This window comes from Stenotrophomonas sp. YAU14A_MKIMI4_1, assembly GCF_003086855.1.
Taxonomy (GTDB): Bacteria; Pseudomonadota; Gammaproteobacteria; order Xanthomonadales; family Xanthomonadaceae; genus Stenotrophomonas.
The window spans coordinates 4,360,412-4,380,865 of sequence record NZ_CP025998.1 but is presented as its reverse complement, the minus strand read 5'-3'; the positions used below and the strand labels follow the sequence as shown (position 1 = coordinate 4,380,865).

Here is a 20,454-nt window from a genome sequence, read left to right as displayed (position 1 = left end):
CTTCCGATCCTGTCCTGAGATTTCCGGAGTATTCCCATGTGGATCCGCCTGGCCGCTGTCGCGGCCCTGGCGATCGCGCCGTGCGTGCATGCGCAGGCGCCGTCGTCGCTTGACCCCCTGACCCTGGACGCGGCCGTCGACCGTGTCGCCCGTACCCATCCCGACCTGCGCCTGCCCACCCTGCAGCGCCAGGCCGCCGAAGCCCGCCTGGACGGCGCCGCCCTCACTCCGGCGCTGGTGCTCGGCGTGGAGCTGGAGAACGTGCTGGGCACCGGCAGCACCCGCGGCTTCGATGCCGCCGAAGCCACCGTCACCCTGGCCGGCGTGCTGGAACGCGGCGGCAAGCTGGACGCGCGTCGTGCCGTGGCCCAGGCCAACCTGGACGCGCTGGCCCCGCAGCGCGAGATCACCCGCCTGGATCTGCTGGCCGAAACCGCGCGCCGCTACCTGGCCATCAGCGCGGCCGAACAGCAGCGCCGCATCGCCGTGGACGATATCGAGCAGCGCCGCCGCGCGGTGGCCGCCGCACGTTTGCGCCTGCAGGCCGGTGCCTCGCCGGCGTCCACGCTGCTGACCGCGCAGGCGGCACTGGCCCAGGCCGAACTGGACCGCGACCGCAGCGTGCAGGCGGCACGCGCTGCGCGCATGGCGCTGGCGGCGCTGTGGAACGCGCGCGAAGTGGATTTCGACGCCATCACCGGCGACCCCTTGCAGCTGCCCGCCCTGCAGGACTTCCAGCAACTGGCGCAGCTGCTGCAGCGCACGCCGGAACTGGCGGTGATCGCCACCGAAGCACGCGTGCGCGAGGCGCAGCTGCAGTTGGCGCGCAGCCAGCAGCGCAGTGACCTGTCCTGGCAGCTGGGCGTGCGCCACATGCGTGACAGCGGCGACAGCGCCCTGCTGGCCGGCTTCAGCATGGCGCTGGGCAGTGCGCGCCGTGCGGTCCCGGAGATCCGCGCCGCAGAAGCCGAACTGGCCCTGAGCGCGGTCGAACGCGAGGCCCGCGCGCTGCAGCTGTACGCCACCCTGGCCGAGGCGCACGGCCGCTACGAAACCGCCCGGCTGGAAGTGCAGCGCATGCAGCGCGACGTGCTGCCGCAACTGCAGAAAGCCGAAACGGCCGCCGAAACCGCCTGGCGCGCCGGTGCCATCAGCTACCTGGAATGGGCCCAGCTGCAGGCCATGCGCATCGAAGCGCGGCAGCGGCAGTTGGATGCCGCGCTGTCGGCACAGTCCGCCCTGATCGAAATCCAGCGCCTGAGCGGACAACCGCTGCTGGCCGCCTCTGCTGAAGGAACCCTGCCATGAAGGCTGTCACCTCGCTGATCCGTCTGGCCACCGTGGCCGCGCTGCTGGCCGCGCTGAGCGCCTGTGGCAACGGCGGCCCGCAGGCCGCGTCGCCTGCGGACGATGACCACGACCACGCCGAAGGCGAAGCCGCGCATGCCGACGATGCGCCCGAGCGCACTACCATCACCGCCGCGCAGGCGGCCGAGGCGGGCATCGTCAGTGCCGCAGTGGGCGCCGGCACCATCGCCGACGAACACGACGTGCAGGGCCTGCTGGCCCCGGTCGATGGGCGCAGCGCACAGGTCACCGCACGCTTCCCCGGCCCGGTGCGCGCGCTGCGTGCGAACGTGGGCGACCGCGTGCGCGCCGGCCAGCCGTTGGCCAGCATCGACAGCAACCTCAGCCTGACCACCTACAGCGTGGCCGCGCCGATCAGCGGCGTGGTGCTGTCGCGGCAGGTGCAGGTGGGCGCCATGGCGGGCGAGGGCCAGGTGCTGTTCGAGATCGGCGATCTGTCGCAGCTGTGGGTGGACCTGCATATCTTCGGTGCCGATACCCAGCACATCACCGCCGGCGTGCCGGTTACCGTCACCCGCATGACCGATGGCGTCAGCCAGGTCACCACGCTGGAACGCGTGCTGCCCGGCACCGCCACCGCCAGCCAGAGCACCGTGGCGCGCGCCAGCGTGGACAATGCCGATGGCCTGTGGCGGCCAGGTGCGGCGGTGCGCGCGCGCATCGTAGTGGCCAGCACGCCGGCCGATATCGTGGTGCCGCTCAGCGCGTTGCAGACCCTGGACGGCAAGGACGTGGTGTTCGTGCGCGAGGGCGACACCTATACCGCGCGACCGGTCACCCTGGGCGCACGCGATGCGCAGCAGGTGGCGGTCAGCGCCGGGCTGCGTGCCGGCGAGCAGGTGGTGGTGCAGCAGAGCTACACGGTGAAGGCCGACATCGGCAAGGCGGGTGCCAGCCATGAGCACTGACCCCAACGCCCGCCACGGGCTGCTGGAACGCATCATCGCCGCAGCCATCCAGCGCCGCTGGCTGATGCTGGGCCTGACCCTGGTGCTGGTGGCGGTCGGTATCTGGAGTTTCACCCGGCTGCCGATCGACGCCACCCCGGACATCACCAACGTGCAGGTGCAGGTGAACACCGCCGCGCCCGGCTATTCGCCACTGGAAAGCGAACAGCGCATCACCTACGCGGTGGAAACGGCGATGGCCGGCCTGCCGAAGCTGGACCACGTGCGTTCGCTGTCGCGCTACGGCCTTTCGCAGGTCACCGTGGTGTTCAAGGACGGCACCGACCTTTATTTCGCCCGCCAGCAGGTGGCCGAACGCCTGCAGCAGGTGCGCTCGCAGATTCCGGCCGGGCTGGACCCGCAGCTGGGGCCGATTGCCACCGGCCTGGGCGAGATCTTCATGTACACCATCGACGCCGATCCCAAGGCGCGCAAGCCCGACGGCACGGCCTACACCGCCACCGATCTGCGCACCCTGCAGGACTGGGTGATCCGGCCACAGCTGCGCAACGTGCCGGGCGTGACCGAGGTCAACACCATCGGTGGTTTCCAGCGCCAGGTGCACATCACCCCGGATCCGGCGCGACTGCGCGCGCTGGGCTTCAGCCTGGACGACGTGGCCGAAGCCGTGCAGGCCAACAACCAGAACGTCGGTGCCGGCTACATCGAACGCAATGGCCAGCAGTTCCTGGTGCGCATTCCCGGCCAGGTGGCCGATCTGCAGGAGATCGGCAACATCGTGCTGGACCGCCGCGAAGGCGTGCCGATCCACGTGCACGACGTGGCCAGCGTGGCCGACGGCCCGGAACTGCGCAGCGGCGCGGCCACCCAGAATGGCCATGAAGTGGTGATGGGCACCGTGGTGATGCTGGTCGGTGCCAACAGTCGCGAGGTCGCGCAGGCCGCGGCCGCTCGCCTGCAGCAGGCGCAGGCCAGCCTGCCTGCGGGAGTTACCGTTACCGCCAGCTACGACCGCACCGCGCTGGTCGACCGCACCATCCAGACCGTGGCGCGCAATCTGCTGGAAGGTGCGCTGCTGGTGATCGTGGTGCTGTTCCTGCTGCTGGGCAACGTGCGTGCCGCGTTGATCACCGCGGCGGTCATTCCGCTGGCCATGCTGTTCACCCTCACCGGCATGGCCCGTGGCGGCGTGTCGGCCAACCTGATGAGCCTGGGCGCACTCGACTTCGGCCTGATCGTCGATGGCGCGGTCATCATCATCGAGAACTGCCTGCGCCGCTTCGGCGAACGCCAGCATGCGCTGGGCCGCGACATGACCGTGGCCGAACGCTTTGCCGAAACCGCCAGCGCCACCGCCGAAGTGATCCGCCCCAGCCTGTTCGGCCTGGGCATCATCACCGCGGTGTACCTGCCGATCTTCGCGCTTACCGGCGTGGAAGGGAAAATGTTCCACCCGATGGCGATCACGGTGGTGCTGGCACTGACCGGCGCCATGCTGTTGTGCCTGACCTTCGTGCCGGCTGCCATCGCGCTGTTCCTCGGCGGCCGCGTGCAGGAAAAGGAGAACCGGCTGATGGCCTGGCTGCGGCGGCGCTACCAGCCGCTGTTGGCGTTCACCCTGCGCCGCGGCCGCTGGGTCGCCGTGGGCGCCCTGGTGCTGGTGCTGGGCTGCGGCGCCCTGGCCACGCGGCTGGGCAGCGAATTCGTGCCCAGCCTGGACGAAGGCGATGTGGCCATGCATGCCATGCGCATTCCCGGCACCAGCCTGGCGCAGTCAGTGCAGATGCAGGTGCAGATTGAACGCCGCCTGCTGCAGGTGCCGGAAGTGGCCAAGGTGTTTTCCAAGATCGGCACGCCGGAAGTGGCGTCCGACCCGATGCCGCCCTCGGTGGCCGACACCTTCATCATGATGAAGCCCCGCAGCCAATGGCCCGACCCGCGCAAGCCGCGCGCAACGCTGCTGGCCGAGCTGGAGCGCACGGTGGAATCGCTGCCCGGCAACAACTACGAGTTCACCCAGCCGATCCAGATGCGCATGAACGAGCTGATTTCCGGCGTGCGTGCCGATGTGGCGGTGATGCTGTACGGCGATGACCTGGACACCCTGCGCAACGTCGGCCAGCGCCTGCAGCGCGTGGTCGCAGCGGTACCGGGTGCGGCCGATGTGCGGCTGGAAGAGACCACCGGCCTGCCGCTGCTGACCGTGCTGCCGGATCGGCAGCGGCTGGCCGGCTATGGCTTGAACCCGGGCCAGGTGCAGTCCACCGTGGCCACCGCCGTGGGTGGGCAGGTGGCCGGGCAGCTGTTCGAAGGTGACCGCCGCTTCGACATCGTGGTGCGCCTGCCCGAAGCCCTGCGCCAGGACCCGGCGGCCTTGGCCGATCTGCCCATTTCGCTGGAGCCGGCGCTGGCCAGCGACAACGGCGACGAACTGAGCCGAGGCGTGGCCGCGGGCAGCGGTGCACCGCGCACCGTGCCGCTGCGCGAACTGGCCCGCATCGAAACCAGCGAAGGCCCGAACCAGATCAACCGCGACAACGGCAAGCGCCGCATCGTGGTCACCGCCAACGTGCGCGATCGTGACCTGGGCAGTTTCGTGGCGGACCTGCAGCAGGCGGTGCAGGGCAGGGTGGAACTGCCGGCCGGCTACTGGATCGACTACGGCGGCAGCTTCCAGCAGCTGATCTCGGCCAGCCAGCGCCTGGCGGTGGTGGTGCCGGTCACGCTGCTGCTGATCTTCGTGCTGCTGTTCTGGGCGTTCGGATCGGTGCGTGATGCGGCCATCGTGTTCAGCGGCGTGCCGCTGGCGCTGACCGGCGGCGTCCTGGCGCTGGCGTTGCGTGGCCTGCCGCTGTCGATCTCGGCCGGCGTCGGCTTCATCGCCCTGTCGGGCGTGGCGGTGCTCAACGGGCTGGTGATGATCAGCTTCGTGCGCCACCTGCGCGAACAGGGCCTGCCCCTGCTGGATGCGGTGCGCGAAGGCGCGCTGGGGCGCCTGCGCCCGGTGCTGATGACCGCCCTCGTCGCTTCGCTGGGCTTCGTGCCGATGGCCTTCAATGTCGGTGCGGGATCGGAAGTGCAACGGCCCCTGGCCACCGTGGTGATCGGTGGCATCGTCTCGTCCACGCTGCTGACCCTGCTGGTGCTGCCCGTGCTGTACCGCTGGCTGCACCGCCGCGAGCCCTGACCGGAGGGGTCAGATCCCTTCCGCAGGAAGGGCTCTGACCCCATCCACTTACGGCAGCTTCGCAATCACCTTGATCTCGAACTGGAACCCATACAGCCAGGTCACGCCGATGCCGGTCAGCGTCGGGTGCGGCGCCTGGCCCCAGTACTCGGGCACGATCGCCCAGGCCTTCTCGAAATTCTTTTCCGGATCGACCAGGAACACCGTCACGTCGATCACATCGTCGAACGTGCAGCCGGCCGCTGCCAGCACCGCGTTGAGGTTGTCGAAGGCGAGGCGCATCTGGATTTCGAAGTCCGGCTCGGGCGAGCCGTCTTCGCGGCTGCCGACCTGGCCGGAGACGAACAGGAAGCCGTTGGATCGGATGGCCGGCGAGTAGCGGTTGCGCTCGTAGAGGGCCTGGCGACCGGCGGGGAACACGACATCACGCTGTGACATGGGGACTATCCCGTGGAAGAGAGGGCCATCCTCCTCGCCAAGGCTGTCTGGATAAACCGCGATAATCGGCCTAGATTGATTGTCGATCCCAAACAATTGCGGGCCGCCCATGGACCGATTCGAGGCAATGCGGGCCTTCGCCCGGGTGGTGGAAACCGGCAGCTTCACCCGCGCCGCGCACACCCTGCAGGTCAGCCGCACCACGGTCACCCAGCTGGTGCAGCAGCTGGAAGCGCACCTGCGCCTGCGCCTGCTCAACCGCACCACCCGGCGTGTCAGCACCACCGCCGATGGCGCGGCGTACTACCCGCGCATCGCCCGTCTGCTGGCCGAACTGGAGGCGGTGGAGGGCGGCCTGGGAGAAGCCGCCAGCCAGCCGCGCGGGCGCCTGCGCATTGATGTGCCCGGCCCCTATGCACGGCTGAGGCTGGTGCCGGCGCTGGCGGAGTTCCATGCACGCTACCCGGAGATCCAGCTGGACATCGGCGTCAGCGATCGCGAAGTGGATGTCATCACCGACAACGTGGACTGCGTGATACGCGGCGGCACGCCGGCCGACCCGGCGCTGGTGGCCCGGCCACTGGCCAGCCTGACGATCGGCTTTTACGCCAGCGCTGCCTACCTGCAGCGCTTCGGCGCGCCCGACCACCCGCGCGCGCTGGAAGGACCGGACCATCACGTGGTCGGCTTCCTCAGCCCGCGCAGCGGTCGCGCGCGGGTGTTCAGCGCCCGCCGTGGTGATGAGCGCATCGAGGTGCAGGGCCGTTACACAGTGGGCTTCGATGATGGCAACGCCTATCTGGCGGCCGCTGTGGCCGGACTGGGCGTGGTCGCCCTGCCCAGCTACATGGCGCAGCCGTACGTGGCCCGCGGCGAACTGCAGCCGGTGCTGCAGGACTGGCAACTGCCCGCCATGCCGATGCACGTGATGTTCCCGCCGAACCGGCACATGAGCCAGCGCCTTCGGGTGTTCATCGATTGGGTGGTGGAGGTGCTGGGGTAATGCCTTTGCAGCGTCGAGCGTTGCTCGACTGCTTCTGCTCGGCGCTACAGCCTCCCGACCGCAAAGGTTTGCAACTGTTCCTAGGTCGATGGCGTCAACGTTCGTGCGACCATTCCTGGCACGCCACAAAGGAAACGGATTGCCACATGAGTCGTATCGTTGCACTGGACACCGAAACCACCGGCCTGTCGCACAAGCAGGGCCATCGCATCATCGAAATCGGTGCGGTGGAAATGATCGACGGACGAATCACGGGTCGCCAGTTCCACACGTTCCTGCAGCCACAACGTCGCGTGGACCCTTTCGCACAACGTGTGCACGGCATCAGCGACGCCATGCTGGTCGGCAAGCCGTTGTTCTCCAACAAGGCGGTCGAACTGCTTGAATTCCTGCGTGGCAGTGAACTGGTGGCCCACAACGCCACGTTCGACGTCGGCTTTCTGGACCATGAACTTCGCCTGGCCGGCCACACGGTGGCCCTGGCCCACCATTGCCGCGTGACCTGCAGCCTGAAGATCGCCCAGCAGCGCTGGCCGGGGCAGCCCAACAAGCTGGATGACCTGCTGCAACGCCTGGGCATTCCCGGCGAGCGCGGCCTGCACGGCGCGCTGAAGGATGCACATCTGCTGGCGCAGGTGATTCCACACCTGCGTTGAGTTGACCTGCAGCAAGGGTCAGAGCCCGCGTCTGTCGACGCGGGATCCGACCCCATCGGGAAGCCGTGCCAACCGTTCGATCATCGCCACACCGGTGGCCACGCCATCTTCGCTGGCCATCGCTGCACCCAGTGCAACCGCACGTGCGCGCGTTTCCGGGTCTTCGGCGAACGCGATGGCCGTCGCCAGCGTGGCCGCATGCAAGCGCTTCGGCGACAGTGGTGCTGGCGCAACACCGAGCGCCTGCAGGCGCCGCGCCCAGAAGAACTGATCGGCGGCGAAAGGCATCACCAATGAAGGAATACCTGCGCGGCAGGCCGAATGCGTGGTGCCGCTGCCACCGTGATGGATGGCCAGCGCGCAGCGCGGGAACAACGCTTCATGCGGTGTCGGGCCAACGACGAACACGTTCGCCGGCAGGTCGCCTGCAGGCAGGCCCGCCCAGCCGGGAAACAGCAGCACGCGTCGCGGTGCCAACGCGTGCAGCAGCGCCGGCAACACACGCTCGCGGTCGAAGCCGGTCATGCTGCCGAAGCCCAGGTACACCGGTGGCGGACCGGCATCGAGGAAGGCCTGCAGGTCTGGCGGCGGCAACCACGGTTGCTCCGGCATCCGCCATTGCCCGCACACCACGTGGTCGGCCGGCCAGTCCGGCGGCGGCGGCAGCAGTTGCGGGGAAATGCCGTACAGCATTGGCAGGCCGGTCCACAGCGTGCGGCGCGGGGCTTGCCCCAGTGCGGCGCGCGCCACGTTGATCGGCTTGCGGAACGTGCGCCACACCGCCTGGTTGACCAGCCCGTAGCTGGCCCGGCGCAGGAACCCGGGCAGCGGCAGCGGCGGCAGGAAGGGGGATGCAAAGGCCCGCGTCGGGGTGAGCGGAATCATGCCGGTGCCGATCGCTGGCAGGTCCTGCCGTTCGGCCACGCTCAAGCCCACCAGGGCGGCCAGACCCCCCGTCAGTATGGCGTCGCAGCCTGCGGCGGCCGCATCGGCCTGCGCCATCCAGGCCGGCACGTGGCGGCCGGCCATCCGCGCCAGACCGCGCGAGGCGGCAGCCAGGTTGTTGCCGCGTGCCACCAGGGCCACCACCTCATCGTGGATGTCGCCCTGCAGCGCCGCGTGCGGCACGCCGAGGTCGCGCGCAGTGGCCAGCGTGCCCTGTTCGGCCAGCAGCATCACCTCATGGCCCGCCTGGCGCAGCCCGTGGCACAGCATCACCAGCGGCCGGGTGTCGCCTTCGGTGCCATAGGTCAGGGCCAGCAGTCGCATGGAAGGGCTCGCGGGAGGGGCCGCCAGTATGGTCAGACCCGGCATGAACAGGGCGTGCCACGTTCAGCCTTCGCCCTGTGGACAACTTGCGCAAGTGATTGAAAGCCTGCATAATGCGCGGCTCGCTGTGTCCGGTTTCGTACCGGGCGGCACCCCCGGGAGCACGTCCCCGGCCGCCCAACGCCAGCGTAACCCTTTGATTCTCTTGATGTGTGGTGGGTAACCACCGAGGCCGCCGTCTCCCGGGCTACGGGCTGACAAAATTAACTATCGAGGTGCGCAATGTCCCGCGTATGCCAGGTTTCCGGCAAGCGAGTGCAGACGGGTAACAACGTCTCGCACGCCAACAACAAGACCCGTCGTCGTTTCCTGCCCAACCTGCACGAGCGCCGCTTCTGGGTTGCCAGCGAAAACCGCTGGGTGAAGCTTCGTGTTTCCGCGCATGCACTGCGCACCATCGACAAGAACGGCATCGATTCCGTTCTGGCTGAGCTGCGTGCGCGCGGCGAAAAGGTCTGAGGAGTAGACGATCATGGCAGGCAAGCGCGATAAGGTCCGTATGATTTCGACCGCCGGTACCGGTCACTTCTACACGACCGACAAGAACAAGAAGAACACCCCGGGGAAGATGGAATTCTCCAAGTACGATCCGGTCGTGCGCAAGCACGTCCCGTACAAGGAAGGCAAGATCAAGTAATCCGCAAGGGTTGCTGATCGCCTCCGGAAAAACCCGCCCTTGTGGCGGGTTTTTTCATGCCCGGCGCCCGGCAGGTGCGTACCCCGCCCGGTAGGTGCCAACCTTGGTTGGCACACTCACCCCCCCGGTAGGTGCCAACCTTGGTTGGCACGCTCACCCCGCACTGGTAGGTGCCAACCTTGGTTGGCACATGGCTTCCAAGCCGTCGAGCAAGCTCGACTCTACACACCCTGCTGGGCAGAATGGCTGCACACCTCCCGACGGGCGACGCGATGCTGTTCGAGTGGCTGCTGGGCTCCTACCTGCTGTTGATCGACTGGCTCATCCGCCTGGTCGCGCTGTGCTGGATTCCCACCCGCACCACGCCGGGGGCCGCACGCAGCTGGCTGTTGCTGGTCGGCTTCGTGCCGCTGCTGGGCCTGCCGTTGTACCTGCTGTTCGGACACCCCTGGTTGTCGCGCGAACGCATCCGCCGCCAGGCCGAGGCATCGCTGGTCATCCGCGAAGAGCAGGCGCTGCAGCGGCGTCTGCGCTGGGTGCCGCAGCCCGACACCGCCACTGCCGAGATCGTGCCGCTGGTGCAGCGCCAGGGCGACTTCATGCCGGTGCATGGCAACGCCGTCGATCTGCTGACCGACTACGACGAATCGCTGCACAGCCTGATTGCCGATATCGACCAGGCCGAAGACCGCGTGCACCTGCTCTACTACCTGATGTTCGATGACGCCGTGGGCGAGGCCATCGTCGAAGCCCTGCAGCGAGCCGCCGCGCGTGGCGTGCAGTGCCGCGTGCTGCTTGATGCCGTCGGCGCCAAGCGCGGCCTGCGCGCCTACCGCAAACGGCTGCAGGCACGCGATGTGGAAGTGCGCGCGATGCTGCCGGGCGGCCTGCGCTGGCGCCGCAGCGGCCGCATGGACCTGCGCAACCACCGCAAGATCGCAGTGATCGACAACGAAGTGGCCTACGTGGGCTCGCAGAACCTGGCCGGCCCGCAGTTCGTGCCCGGCCATCCCAACCGTGAACTGGTGGCGCGCGTGCGCGGCCCGGCGGTGGCGCATCTGGAAGCGGTGTTCGCCAGCGACTGGTACATGGAAACCGGGCAGCGCCTGGAGGTGATCGCCAACGTGCCGGTGTGCAGTGACGACATCGCCACCCAGCTGCTGCCCAGCGGCCCGGCCTACCCGTACAGCAATGCGCGCGATGCCGTGGCCGCGCTCATCCACCTGGCGCGGCGGCGCCTGGTGATGGTGACCCCGTACTTCGTGCCCGACGAGGCCACCCTGAGCGCGCTGCGCATCGCCGCGCTGTCGGGCGTGCAGGTGCAGTTGATCCTGTCGGCCAGCAACAACCAGCGGCTGACGTCCTGGGCGCAGGAGGCGTACTACGACGAACTGCTGCGCTGTGGCGTGCAGATCGCGCTGTACGAGCCACAATTCCTGCACGCCAAGCACATGAGCGTGGACGAAGACATCGCGGTGCTGGGTTCGATCAACATGGATATCCGTTCGTTCGCGCTGAATGCCGAGATCGGCCTGATCTGCTACGACCGCCCGCTGGTGAAGCAGCTGTGCGCGATCGAAGACGACTACCTGCGGCAGTCGACGCTGCTCGATCTGGAGCAGTGGCGGCAGCGACCGGCGTGGCGGCGCAGCCGCGAAGGCATCGCACGGCTGGCCGATGCGCTGATGTAAACGGGCGTGTTGGCGCGGGTCACGCCGGCCATGGCCTACAATCCATGCATGACTGATTCCGCGCGAACCGCTGAAGCGGACCTGGCGATCATCGGTGGCGGCGCTGCCGGCGTACTGGTGGCCCTCCACGTGCTGCGCCTTGCCCGGCAGCCGCTGCGTATCGCTTTGTTCGAGCCGGCCTCGCAGCCGGCGCAGGGCATTGCCTATTCCACACCGTGGCCCGAGCACCTGCTGAACGTGCCGGCGGCAAAGATGAGCGCATTCCCGGAACAGCCCGGCGATTTCCTCGATTACCTGGAAGCGGCCAACGCCTACCCGGGTGAAGCACGCGATGTGCTGGGCGATCGCTATGTCTGCCGCCATTACTTCGCCAGCTACCTGCAGCAGCGCCTGCAGCAGGCCGCTGCGGCCAGCCCAGCGCAGGTGCAGGTCATCGCCCAGCCGGTGCTGGCCCTGCAGGTGGACGCGCACGGCTGCCAGTTGCAGCTGGGCGATGGACAGGTGCTGCGCGCCGCGCAGGCGGTGCTGGCCACCGGCAACAGCATGCGCCCGCTGCCGGTGCCCGGCGCCGACGCATTGCCGGCCGACGCCGTGGTCGAAGCCTGGGATTACGATGGCGTGCGCACCCTGGCCGGTGCACAGGCGCTGGCCATCGTCGGCTCGGGCCTGAGCATGGCCGATACCGTGCTGGCCCTGGTGGCGGCCGGCCATAGCGGCCCGCTGCACGTCATCTCGCGGCACGGCCTGCTGCCGCTGGCGCACGACCATGGCGCGCTGCCGAGCTTCGATCCCGCCAGCCTGCTGCCGCTTACCCTGCGCCAGCGACTGCGCGCACTGCGCCAGCACGCCCGTGAACTGCAGGCCGCCGGGCAGCCGTGGCAGGGCGTGATGGACCGTATCCGCGCGCATGGGCAGGCCCTGTGGTGCAGCCTGGATGCAGCCGACCAGCGTCGCTTCCTGCGCCATGTGGTGCGCTACTGGGACGTGCATCGTCATCGCATTGCCGAAGGCATCGATGCGCAGCTGCAGGCGCTGCAGGCCAGTGGCCAGCTGCAGATCCACCGCGCACGGTTGCAGCAGGTGCGCCAGCAGGACGACGCCCTGTTGCTGAGCGGGCGCAGCGCTGACGGTGCTGACCAGGCCTGGGCGGTGGCCGGCATCATCAATGCCACCGGCGTGGAAACCCGTGCCACCGCCCTGCGCAACCCGTTGCTGCAGCAGCTGCTGGCCGATGGCGTGGCACGGCCGGGACCGCATGGGCTGGGCCTGGACAGCAGCGTGCCCGGCGATCGCCTGCACGACGCGCAGGGCCGGCCGCAACCGCGGCTGGGCGTGCTCGGCAGCCTGCGCATCGGCAGCCTGTGGGAAAGCCTGGCCGTGCCTGAACTGCGTCAGCAGGCACAGGCATTGGCCACGCAGGTGGTCGCAGGGCACGCGACCGCGATGCCGTAAAATGGGGGCATGGATGTCTCCCACCTGCTTGATGGCCTGAACCCGGCCCAGCGCGACGCCGTCTCTGCTCCCCCTGGCCACCACCTGGTGCTGGCCGGCGCCGGCTCGGGCAAGACCCGCGTGCTTACCCACCGCATCGCCTGGCTGCATGAAGTCTTCGGCGTGCCCACCCACGGCATTTTCGCGGTCACCTTCACCAACAAGGCGGCCGGTGAAATGCGCCACCGCATCGACGCGCAGCTGCCCAACGGCAGCCGCGGCATGTGGATCGGCACCTTCCACGGCCTGGCCAACCGCCTGCTGCGCCTGCACTGGCAGGACGCCAAGCTGCCCGAAGGCTTCCAGGTGATGGATTCGGACGACCAGCTGCGGCTGGTCAAGCGCGTGGTGCAGGCGCTGGAAATCGACGACAGCAAGCACCCGCCCAAGCAGATTGCGTGGTGGATCAACGAGCAGAAGGACGAGGGGCGCCGCCCGCAGCACATCCAGCCCGAGCCGCACGATGCGTGGCTGGAAACCATGCGCCAGGCCTACATCGAATACCAGGCGCGCTGCGACCGCGCCGGCCTGGTCGACTTCGCCGAACTGCTGCTGCGCGCTCACGAACTGCTGCGCGACAACCCGGCCCTGCTGGCGCACTACCGCGCCCGCTTCCGCGAAATCCTGGTGGACGAATTCCAGGATACCAATGCCATCCAGTACGCCTTCGTGCGCGTGCTGGCCGGCCATGAAGGCCACGTGTTCGTGGTCGGTGACGATGACCAGGCCATCTACGGCTGGCGTGGCGCCAAGGTCGAGAACGTGCAGGGCTTCCTGCGCGATTTCCCCGGCGCGCAGACCATCCGCCTGGAACAGAACTACCGTTCCACCGCCAACATCCTGGGCGCCGCCAACGCGGTGATCGCGCACAACCCGGACCGCATCGGCAAGGAACTGTGGACCGACAGTGGCGATGGCGAGCCGATCGATCTGTACGCGGCGTACAACGAAATGGACGAGGCGCGTTACATCGTCGAACGTGCCCGCCAGTGGGTGCGCGACGGCGGCAGCTACACCGAAGTGGCCGTGCTCTACCGCAGCAACGCGCAGTCGCGCGCGCTGGAAGAAGCGCTGCTGAGCGAACAGGTGCCGTACCGCGTGTACGGCGGCATGCGCTTCTTCGAGCGTGCCGAAATCAAGGACGCGTTGGCCTACCTGCGCCTGCTGTCCAACCGCAATGACGATGCCGCCTTCGAGCGCGCGGTGAACACGCCCACCCGTGGCATCGGCGAGCGCACGCTGGACGAAGTGCGCCGCGAAGCACGTGCGCAGGGCCTGTCGCTGTGGGAAGCCACCATGCTGGTGACCCAGGGCAGTGCGCTGGCCGCACGCGCACGCAACGCGCTGGCCGGCTTCCTGGTGCTGGTGAACGAGCTGCAGGCACAGACCCTGCACATGACCCTGGCCGAGCGCGTGGACCACATCCTGTCGCGCTCGCAGCTGCGCGAACACTGGAGCAAGGAAAGCCGCAACTCGCTGGATTCCGAATCGCGCACCGACAACCTGGACGAACTGGTGTCGGTGGCCTCGCGCTTCGTGCGCCGTGCCGATGACATCGAGGAAGTGGGCGAGGAGATGGACGAGCTGGTCGCCTTCCTGGCCTACGCCGCGCTGGAGGCCGGTGAAGGCCAGGCGCAGGCGGGCGAGGAGGGTGTGCAGCTGATGACCCTGCACTCGGCCAAGGGCCTGGAATTCCCGCTGGTGTTCCTGGCCGGCATGGAAGACGGCCTGTTCCCGAGTGCGCGCTCGCTGGAAGAAAGCGGGCGGCTGGAAGAAGAGCGCCGCCTGGCTTACGTGGGCATTACCCGTGCACGGCAGAAGCTGGTGCTGTGCTACGCCGAATCGCGGCGCATCCACGGCCAGGACAACTACAGCCTGCCCTCGCGCTTCCTGCGCGAGATTCCGCGCGAACTGCTGCACGAGGTGCGCCCGAAGGTGCAGGTCTCACGCCCGGCCTCGCTGGGCAGCAGCCGGGTGATGGGCCACGCATCGATCGAGGCCCCGCCGCTGAAGCTGGGGGCCCTGGTCACCCATCCCAAGTTCGGCGAAGGCATGGTGACCGACTACGAAGGCAGCGGCGCGCACGCCCGCGTGCAGGTCGAATTCGCCGATGCCGGCAGCAAGTGGCTGGTGATGGCCTACGCCAACCTGACGGTGATCTGATCACCGTCGGGGTCAGAGCCCTGCCGCGGGAGGGCTCTGACCCCCTCTGCGAACTCCTGTAGAGTCGAGCTTGCTCGACTGCTCTGCGCGTTCAGTCGAGCAAGCTCGACGCTACAACGGCAGAATCCCATGACCCGCAACGTGCTCTTCCTCTGCAGCCAGAACCGCCTGCGCAGCCCCACGGCCGAGCAGGTGTTCGCCGATTGGCCCGGCATCGAAACCGCCTCGGCGGGCTTGCTGGCCGACGCCGAGGAAGTGCTCAGCCCCGAGCTGCTGCAGTGGGCCGACCTGGTGTTCGTGATGGAAAAGGCGCACCGCAACCGCCTGTCCAGCCGCTACAAGGCATGGCTGAACGGCAAGCGGGTGATCTGCCTGGATATTCCCGACGACTACGACTACATGGACCCGGTGCTGGTGGAACTGCTGAAGCGCAAGGTGCCACCGTTCCTGCGCTGACAGGTCGCCACGGCACCCTGTCGCGCGCGGTAACCGCCCGTAGAGTCGAGCTTGCTCGACTGGCCCTTCCCGGAAGCAGCCGTCCAGCCCGCCCGGCGCTACGGATGGGCTACTCCTGCGCCGCCATCTTCTGCTTGAAGTCCGCGGTGAAATCAGTGACTGCACGCTCCAGCGCTTTCTCCCAGTTTTCCGGCGAAACCACTTGGAACACATTCGTGCCATGGCCCTTGGCAACGAACGATCGGCTCTGCTCAGCCTCGCCCGTTGTCACTTCCACCGATATATCCGCCACCATCTGTTGCGCCCAGCCTGCGGCGCGCCAGAAATTGAAAGGCGCTCTGACCGCGAACTGATTCATTGACGCCTGCAGGTGCAGGCAGCGTGCGTCGCAGCTCTCGACCGTGCGATAGCCCATGTTCCGCAGTGCCTGAGTGATGATCTCGCGGGTCTTCTCGGCCGTGGTGGTCGACTCCAGAACCAGGTTGAAGCCATTGCCTTGGCGGACTTCTCCGCCCACGTTCCGGGCCCGGTCCGCTGCGGGCACCAGCGCCAGGAAGTCGGTGGGGCGATGGTCGGTGACCGGTGCCACGACCACCGACGTGCCCTGTTCCGGATTGACCCGGATGTCAGGCACGTTCACCCGCACGACTTCGGTGCGGATGCCGCAGCCAGTGAGCAACAGCAGCAGTGTGGCTGCAATGATCGACTTCATGTATTCCCCCTGTTGGAATGATGTTTCTGTACCGCGCATTATCGCGTGACCGACGGGTCCGGGGGGCTGAAGAAGCAGTCGAGCAAGCTCGACTCTACAATAGGCGGCGACATCTTCCAGGAACGCCGCCATGACCGAACCCACGCTGCACGTTACCGTGACCTTGAACGCCAAGTTGCAGCCCGAGCACCGCCACGAGCTGTTCGAGGACCCGCTGGATGCGCTGCTGCAGGCGGCCGGCATCGGTGAGATCACCGGCGGCGGCACCGCGATCTCCGACGAGGGGGAAGTGGAGTACGGCGATATCGAAATCGCGCTGAACGACGCAGCCGGCGTGCCCAAACTGGTTGATCTGCTGGAACAGCTGGGTGCACCGAAGGGTTCCAAGGTGCAGGGCGCGGGCGAGGCCGATCGCAGTTTCGGCGTCACCGAAGGGCTGGGCATCTACCTGGACGGTCTGAACCTGCCGGACGAGGTGTACGAGCAGTGCGATTCGAACCATGTGTTCGAGCAGCTGTCCGAGCGCATCGATGGCCTGGGCGAAATCTGCAGTTGGTGGCAGGGCCCGACCGAAACCGCGCTGTACATGTACGGCCAGTCGTTTACCGCGATGCAGGCAGCCATTGCCGAGTTCGTTGCCAGCTACCCGCTGTGCCAGAACGCGCGCATCGTGCAGATTGCCTGAGCGTAGACGTTCACCGGTAGGTGCCAACCTTGGTTGGCACGATGCTTCCGATCACAGAAAACAGTCGAGCAAGCTCGACGCTACTGGCCCGCCGCCTGCTTTGCATTGTCGCGCAGGGCCAGTTCCTTGCCGACCTGATAGCCGCCGTAAAGCACCGCGAAAACGCCGATGACAACCCATACAAGTGTGCGCGGGACGGCGGCGGGTGTTGGTTTGCGTTCGTGCATGGCGATCTCCTTGAAAGCGATGGATGCTGCGCGGCCAGCATGTACCGGGGCCCTTTGTCGAGCAAGCTCGACGCTACGCAGAACCGGGGCTGCGCACCTGTTCCCAGTCCAGGCCGAACTTCGCCAGGTACTTGCGCAGGCGGTCGGCGTCATTGGTACTGGCGCGCTGGGTGCGCGACACCGCGAACAGCTCGCGTCCAGCGGCAGAAAGCGACTTTGAGCGCGCGCAGACCCGCACCACTTCTTCCAGCTGCACGCGGTCGAAGCGGTCCAGCTGGTCGGCGGCGTCGCCCAGCAGGGCCTGCAGCGGTGAGGGCGCTTCGCCGCCGCGCCACTGCCGGCGCAGGCGGGCAATCTCCTCGTCCACGCCCTCGGTCTGGATACGCCCGCCCGTGGCCAGCGTGGCCAGGCGCATGATCGATGCGCCCAGGTCGCGGAAGTTGCCGCGCCAGGCGGCCTCGGCGCTGGTGGCGAAGGCCAGGTAGCGCGCGCGTGCTTCCGCGTTGAAGCGCACCCGCGCGTGCTGCTGCTGTGACCAGCGCTCCAGCTCGAACTCGATGTTCGGCTCGATGTCCTCGCTGCGCTGGGCCAGGCCCGGCAGGTGGTAGGTCCACAGGTTCAGGCGTGCCAGCAGGTCTTCGCGGAAGCGGCCTTCCAGCACCGATTGCTGCAGGTCGCGGTTGGTGCCGGCAATCAGCTGGAACTCGCTTTCCACTTCGCGATCGCTGCCCACCGGCAGGAAGCGTTTCTCCTCCAGCGCACGCAGCAGCATGGCCTGTTCGTCCAGGCCCAGTTCGCCGATTTCATCCAGGAACAGCAGCCCTTGGTGCGCCGAACGCAGCAGGCCGGCGCGGTCCGACGATGCACCGGTGTAGGCGCCCTTGGTATGGCCGAACAGCGTGCTCATCGCACCATCCCCGCGCAGCGTGGCGCAGTTCACTTCAACGAAGCGGCCGGGCAACTGGTGCTTGAGCTTCTTCAGTTCGAACACGCGCTTGGCCAGCTGGCTCTTGCCGGCACCGGTGGGGCCCATCAGCAGCATAGGTGCGCGTGAACGCGTGGCCACCGTTTCAATCTGCTCGATCATCGCGTTGAAGGCGGCGTTGCGGGTGGCGATGCCGCTCTTCAGCAGGTCGCGGTCCTGCAGTTGCTGCTGGGCGAAGCGCTGGGCAATGTGGTCGTAGCGTGACAGGTCCAGATCGATGACGGCGTAGCTGCCGGCCGCGCCATCCTGCTTGCGCGGCGGCGAGGTCTGCAGCAGGCGGCCGGGAAAATGGCGGCTCTCGGTGAGCAGGAACCAGCAGATCTGCGCCACGTGCGTGCCGGTGGTGATGTGGACGTAGTAGTCCTCCTCCTCCGGCTGGAACGGGTAGCCGGCCAGGAAATCGTGCAGGGTGGCGTAGACCCCTTCGAATTCCCACGGATCGGCCAGGTAGGTGTCGTGCCGACGCACCTCCAGGCCCGGCGCGGCCTGCTGCAGGTCCTCGCACACCACGCGCGCCAGCTTGGCGTAGCGGCGCTCGTCCAGCAGCAGCTCGACGCGGTCGGGCAGGAAATCCTCATGCATGCCCAGCGACACCGTCGGCCGCCATTTCTGCCAGCGGCCGGGGCCTTCGCCCGTGTCGAGCTGGGTGCCGAGCATGCCGAAGACGACCTGTCGCCGAGACATATCCATTCCTATAAAAGACGCGCTGAAACTATATACATTCTTCGAGCGCTACGCCGGCGATTCTTGCCTGAAGCGAATAAAAAATCAGTAAAAACAACAATTTGATCAATTAGATCAAGAGTTGGCACGGCCGTTGCTCTATTCCAGGCAAGACACGACGCGGGCAGTTCCCGCCGAGGACACCACGATGGCCAACCTGACGCTCTTCTCCAACCCGCGTGCCGCATCGCTGCCGCCGGCCACCACCGTCAATGAGGCCGGTGGCCTGGCCTACCGCCGCGACCCGCGTGCTGCGCTGGCCCTGTATGCGGCCACCGGCTGCCTCAACAACACCTTCTACAGCAACGCCGACGCGCAGCTGCAGCAGGTGCTGGCGCTGACCGCGCAGGTCGAGCCGGCCTTCGTGGCGCGCACCGCGGTGTACGCACGCCAGGTGGCGCACATGAAGGACATGCCGGCGCTGCTGCTGGCGGTGCTCAGCCTGCGCGACGCCGCGGTGTTCGCCCAGGTGTTCTCGCGGGTGATCGACAACGGTCGCCAGCTGCGCACCTTCGTGCAGATCATGCGCAGCGGCCAGGTCGGGCGCCGTTCGCTGGGCTCGCTGCCCAAGCGTCTGGTGCGTGAGTGGATCCAGCAGGCCCCGGTGGAAACGCTGGTGCGTGCAGCCATCGGCCAGCAGCCGTCGCTGGCGGATCTGATCCGCATGGTCCACCCGAAGCCGGCCGATGCCGAGCGCAAGGCGCTGTATGCGTGGGTTGTCGGTCGTCCGTATGACGCGGCGCAGCTGCCGGCGCTGGTGCAGGCCTACGAAGCGTTCAAGCGTGACCCGCAGGGACTGCCGCCGGCGCTGCCGTTCCAGTACTTCAGCACGCTGCCGCTGGATGCGGCGCAATGGTCGGCGCTTGCGCGCAGCGCGTCGTGGCAGTCGATGCGGATGAACCTCAACACGTTCGCCCGCAACGGCGTGTTCGACGATGCGGCGATGGTGGACCTGATTGCCGCGCGGCTGCGTGACCCGCAGCAGGTACGTCGTTCACGGGTGCTGCCGTACCAGTTGCTGATGGCGTTCCACGCCGGCAAGGGCCTGCCGTTGCCGATCCTGGATGCACTGCAGGATGCGATGGAGATCGCCACGGCAACGGTACCGGTGCTGCCGGGGCGGGTAGTGGTTGCGGTGGACGTGTCCGGGTCCATGCAGTGGCCGCTGACCGGCTACCGCAAGGGCGCCAGTACGTCGGTGCGCTGTGTGGACGTGGCGGCCTTGATCGCGGCTTGTGTGCTGCGCGGTCAGCCGCAGGCCACGGTGCTGCCGTTCGACACCCAGGTGCGGCCGGTGCAGTTGAACCCGCGCGACAGCGTGATGACCCTGGCCGCGCAGTTGGCGATCAACGGCGGCGGCACCTCGGTCAGCGCACCGCTGGAAGACCTCAACCGTCGCCGCGCGCAGGTCGACCTGGTGGTGCTGGTGTCGGACAACGAGAGCTGGCGCGATACCCGCCAGGGCGGTGCGACGGCCACGATGCGGGCGTGGGAGGTGCTGAAGCAGCGTTGCCCGCAGGCGCGCCTGGTCTGCATCGACCTGCAGCCGGTGGCCAGCAGCCAGACGGCGCAGCGCGAGGACGTGCTGCACATCGGCGGCTTCAGCGATGCCGTGTTCGATCTGCTGGGCCAGTACGCGCAGGCACCGGCCGATGGCAGTGGCTGGGTGCAGCGCATCCAGGACATGACGTTGTAAGGCGGCAAGGATGTCGCCAGGAACCGCCCGGCGGGCAATGGGGCCCGCCGGGCAGGGACCCGGAATTCGAGTTTTCGCGGTGAATGCTGGTGGAACTAC

At 67.8% G+C, this 20,454-nt stretch carries 17 protein-coding genes and 1 pseudogene; 13 read left to right on the top strand and 5 right to left on the bottom strand.

The features are described from left to right. Positions 1-36 precede the first annotated feature (36 nt). The 3 genes and pseudogenes from C1931_RS19765 to C1931_RS19755 all read left to right on the top strand — a co-directional run bounded on the left by C1931_RS19765 (position 37) and on the right by C1931_RS19755 (position 5,463). On the top strand, positions 37-1,308 hold the full coding sequence (locus tag C1931_RS19765; RefSeq protein WP_108757545.1) for a TolC family protein: 1,272 nt from the start codon (positions 37-39) through the stop codon (positions 1,306-1,308). A gap of 155 nt (positions 1,309-1,463) precedes the next feature. Further along, positions 1,464-2,276, top strand: a pseudogene (locus tag C1931_RS19760) (efflux RND transporter periplasmic adaptor subunit); the annotation flags it as partial. 19 nt (positions 2,277-2,295) lie between these two features. Continuing rightward, positions 2,296-5,463: a CusA/CzcA family heavy metal efflux RND transporter gene (locus C1931_RS19755; protein ID WP_199912441.1), complete on the top strand. Its 3,168-nt coding sequence runs from the start codon at positions 2,296-2,298 to the stop codon at positions 5,461-5,463. Between the two features lie 48 nt (positions 5,464-5,511). On the opposite strand, the gene C1931_RS19750 is transcribed toward C1931_RS19755, so the two are convergent. Then, the gene (locus C1931_RS19750; RefSeq protein ID WP_108757542.1) at positions 5,512-5,901 is read right to left on the bottom strand and encodes a RidA family protein; all 390 of its coding nucleotides are present in this window, start codon (positions 5,899-5,901) and stop codon (positions 5,512-5,514) included. A gap of 109 nt (positions 5,902-6,010) precedes the next feature. Here C1931_RS19750 and C1931_RS19745 point away from each other — a divergent pair, with 109 nt between their 5' ends. Both C1931_RS19745 and dnaQ read left to right on the top strand, forming a co-directional pair. Beyond that, positions 6,011-6,904, top strand: a complete 894-nt coding sequence (locus tag C1931_RS19745; protein ID WP_108757541.1) for a LysR family transcriptional regulator — start codon at positions 6,011-6,013, stop codon at positions 6,902-6,904. A gap of 146 nt (positions 6,905-7,050) precedes the next feature. Beyond that, a complete protein-coding gene (dnaQ, locus tag C1931_RS19740) occupies positions 7,051-7,560 on the top strand; it encodes a DNA polymerase III subunit epsilon (protein WP_108754603.1) in 510 nt (169 codons plus the stop codon). An 18-nt stretch (positions 7,561-7,578) separates the two neighbouring features. Here the strand turns inward: dnaQ and C1931_RS19735 are convergent, their stop codons facing one another. Further along, a complete protein-coding gene (locus C1931_RS19735) occupies positions 7,579-8,829 on the bottom strand; it encodes a glycosyltransferase (protein WP_108757540.1) in 1,251 nt (416 codons plus the stop codon). Positions 8,830-9,111: 282 nt separating this feature from the next. Between C1931_RS19735 and rpmB the strand changes: the two genes are divergently transcribed. From rpmB to C1931_RS19705, 6 genes are all read left to right on the top strand, one after another. After that, entirely contained in the window at positions 9,112-9,348 is a 237-nt protein-coding gene (rpmB, locus tag C1931_RS19730; protein WP_005411638.1) for a 50S ribosomal protein L28, read from the top strand. Positions 9,349-9,358: 10 nt separating this feature from the next. After that, positions 9,359-9,526: a 50S ribosomal protein L33 gene (gene rpmG, locus C1931_RS19725; protein WP_170272460.1), complete on the top strand. Its 168-nt coding sequence runs from the start codon at positions 9,359-9,361 to the stop codon at positions 9,524-9,526. Between the two features lie 272 nt (positions 9,527-9,798). Continuing rightward, positions 9,799-11,217 carry a cardiolipin synthase gene (gene cls, locus C1931_RS19720; protein ID WP_108757539.1) on the top strand — a complete coding sequence of 473 codons (1,419 nt, stop codon included), beginning with the start codon at positions 9,799-9,801 and terminating at the stop codon, positions 11,215-11,217. Between the two features lie 30 nt (positions 11,218-11,247). Further along, on the top strand, positions 11,248-12,669 hold the full coding sequence (locus tag C1931_RS19715) for an FAD/NAD(P)-binding protein (RefSeq protein WP_108757538.1): 1,422 nt from the start codon (positions 11,248-11,250) through the stop codon (positions 12,667-12,669). Between the two features lie 9 nt (positions 12,670-12,678). After that, positions 12,679-14,871 carry a DNA helicase II gene (gene uvrD / locus C1931_RS19710; RefSeq protein WP_108754599.1) on the top strand — a complete coding sequence of 731 codons (2,193 nt, stop codon included), beginning with the start codon at positions 12,679-12,681 and terminating at the stop codon, positions 14,869-14,871. Between the two features lie 129 nt (positions 14,872-15,000). After that, entirely contained in the window at positions 15,001-15,327 is a 327-nt protein-coding gene (locus C1931_RS19705; protein ID WP_108757537.1) for a low molecular weight protein tyrosine phosphatase family protein, read from the top strand. 109 nt (positions 15,328-15,436) lie between these two features. Here C1931_RS19705 and C1931_RS19700 read toward each other — a convergent pair whose 3' ends face one another. Continuing rightward, positions 15,437-16,039, bottom strand: coding sequence for a hypothetical protein (locus C1931_RS19700; RefSeq protein ID WP_108757536.1), 603 nt, complete (start codon positions 16,037-16,039; stop codon positions 15,437-15,439). A gap of 130 nt (positions 16,040-16,169) precedes the next feature. Here C1931_RS19700 and C1931_RS19695 point away from each other — a divergent pair, with 130 nt between their 5' ends. Further along, on the top strand, positions 16,170-16,724 hold the full coding sequence (locus C1931_RS19695; protein WP_108757535.1) for a hypothetical protein: 555 nt from the start codon (positions 16,170-16,172) through the stop codon (positions 16,722-16,724). Between the two features lie 80 nt (positions 16,725-16,804). Here C1931_RS19695 and C1931_RS20465 read toward each other — a convergent pair whose 3' ends face one another. Both C1931_RS20465 and rtcR read right to left on the bottom strand, forming a co-directional pair. Then, complete coding sequence (locus C1931_RS20465) at positions 16,805-16,951, bottom strand: hypothetical protein (protein WP_199912386.1); 147 nt, start codon at positions 16,949-16,951, stop codon at positions 16,805-16,807. Between the two features lie 73 nt (positions 16,952-17,024). Continuing rightward, complete coding sequence (gene rtcR, locus C1931_RS19690; RefSeq protein ID WP_108757822.1) at positions 17,025-18,620, bottom strand: RNA repair transcriptional activator RtcR; 1,596 nt, start codon at positions 18,618-18,620, stop codon at positions 17,025-17,027. Between the two features lie 187 nt (positions 18,621-18,807). Between rtcR and C1931_RS19685 the strand changes: the two genes are divergently transcribed. Continuing rightward, the gene (locus C1931_RS19685) at positions 18,808-20,355 is read left to right on the top strand and encodes a VWA domain-containing protein (protein ID WP_108757534.1); all 1,548 of its coding nucleotides are present in this window, start codon (positions 18,808-18,810) and stop codon (positions 20,353-20,355) included. The last annotated feature ends 99 nt before the right edge of the window (positions 20,356-20,454 follow it).

What these genes read in the sequence shown, in the direction of transcription:
- C1931_RS20465 (WP_199912386.1), bottom strand. Translation starts at nt 16,951, where the DNA reads ATGCACGAACGCAAACCAACACCCGCCGCCGTCCCGCGCACACTTGTA.
- C1931_RS19735 (WP_108757540.1), bottom strand. Translation starts at nt 8,829, where the DNA reads ATGCGACTGCTGGCCCTGACCTATGGCACCGAAGGCGACACCCGGCCG.
- C1931_RS19705 (WP_108757537.1), top strand. Translation starts at nt 15,001, where the DNA reads ATGACCCGCAACGTGCTCTTCCTCTGCAGCCAGAACCGCCTGCGCAGC.
- uvrD (WP_108754599.1), top strand. Translation starts at nt 12,679, where the DNA reads ATGGATGTCTCCCACCTGCTTGATGGCCTGAACCCGGCCCAGCGCGAC.
- rpmB (WP_005411638.1), top strand. Translation starts at nt 9,112, where the DNA reads ATGTCCCGCGTATGCCAGGTTTCCGGCAAGCGAGTGCAGACGGGTAAC.
- C1931_RS19685 (WP_108757534.1), top strand. Translation starts at nt 18,808, where the DNA reads ATGGCCAACCTGACGCTCTTCTCCAACCCGCGTGCCGCATCGCTGCCG.
- cls (WP_108757539.1), top strand. Translation starts at nt 9,799, where the DNA reads ATGCTGTTCGAGTGGCTGCTGGGCTCCTACCTGCTGTTGATCGACTGG.
- C1931_RS19695 (WP_108757535.1), top strand. Translation starts at nt 16,170, where the DNA reads ATGACCGAACCCACGCTGCACGTTACCGTGACCTTGAACGCCAAGTTG.
- dnaQ (WP_108754603.1), top strand. Translation starts at nt 7,051, where the DNA reads ATGAGTCGTATCGTTGCACTGGACACCGAAACCACCGGCCTGTCGCAC.
- C1931_RS19715 (WP_108757538.1), top strand. Translation starts at nt 11,248, where the DNA reads ATGGCCTACAATCCATGCATGACTGATTCCGCGCGAACCGCTGAAGCG.
- C1931_RS19745 (WP_108757541.1), top strand. Translation starts at nt 6,011, where the DNA reads ATGGACCGATTCGAGGCAATGCGGGCCTTCGCCCGGGTGGTGGAAACC.
- C1931_RS19700 (WP_108757536.1), bottom strand. Translation starts at nt 16,039, where the DNA reads ATGAAGTCGATCATTGCAGCCACACTGCTGCTGTTGCTCACTGGCTGC.
- C1931_RS19765 (WP_108757545.1), top strand. Translation starts at nt 37, where the DNA reads ATGTGGATCCGCCTGGCCGCTGTCGCGGCCCTGGCGATCGCGCCGTGC.
- rtcR (WP_108757822.1), bottom strand. Translation starts at nt 18,620, where the DNA reads ATGTCTCGGCGACAGGTCGTCTTCGGCATGCTCGGCACCCAGCTCGAC.
- C1931_RS19750 (WP_108757542.1), bottom strand. Translation starts at nt 5,901, where the DNA reads ATGTCACAGCGTGATGTCGTGTTCCCCGCCGGTCGCCAGGCCCTCTAC.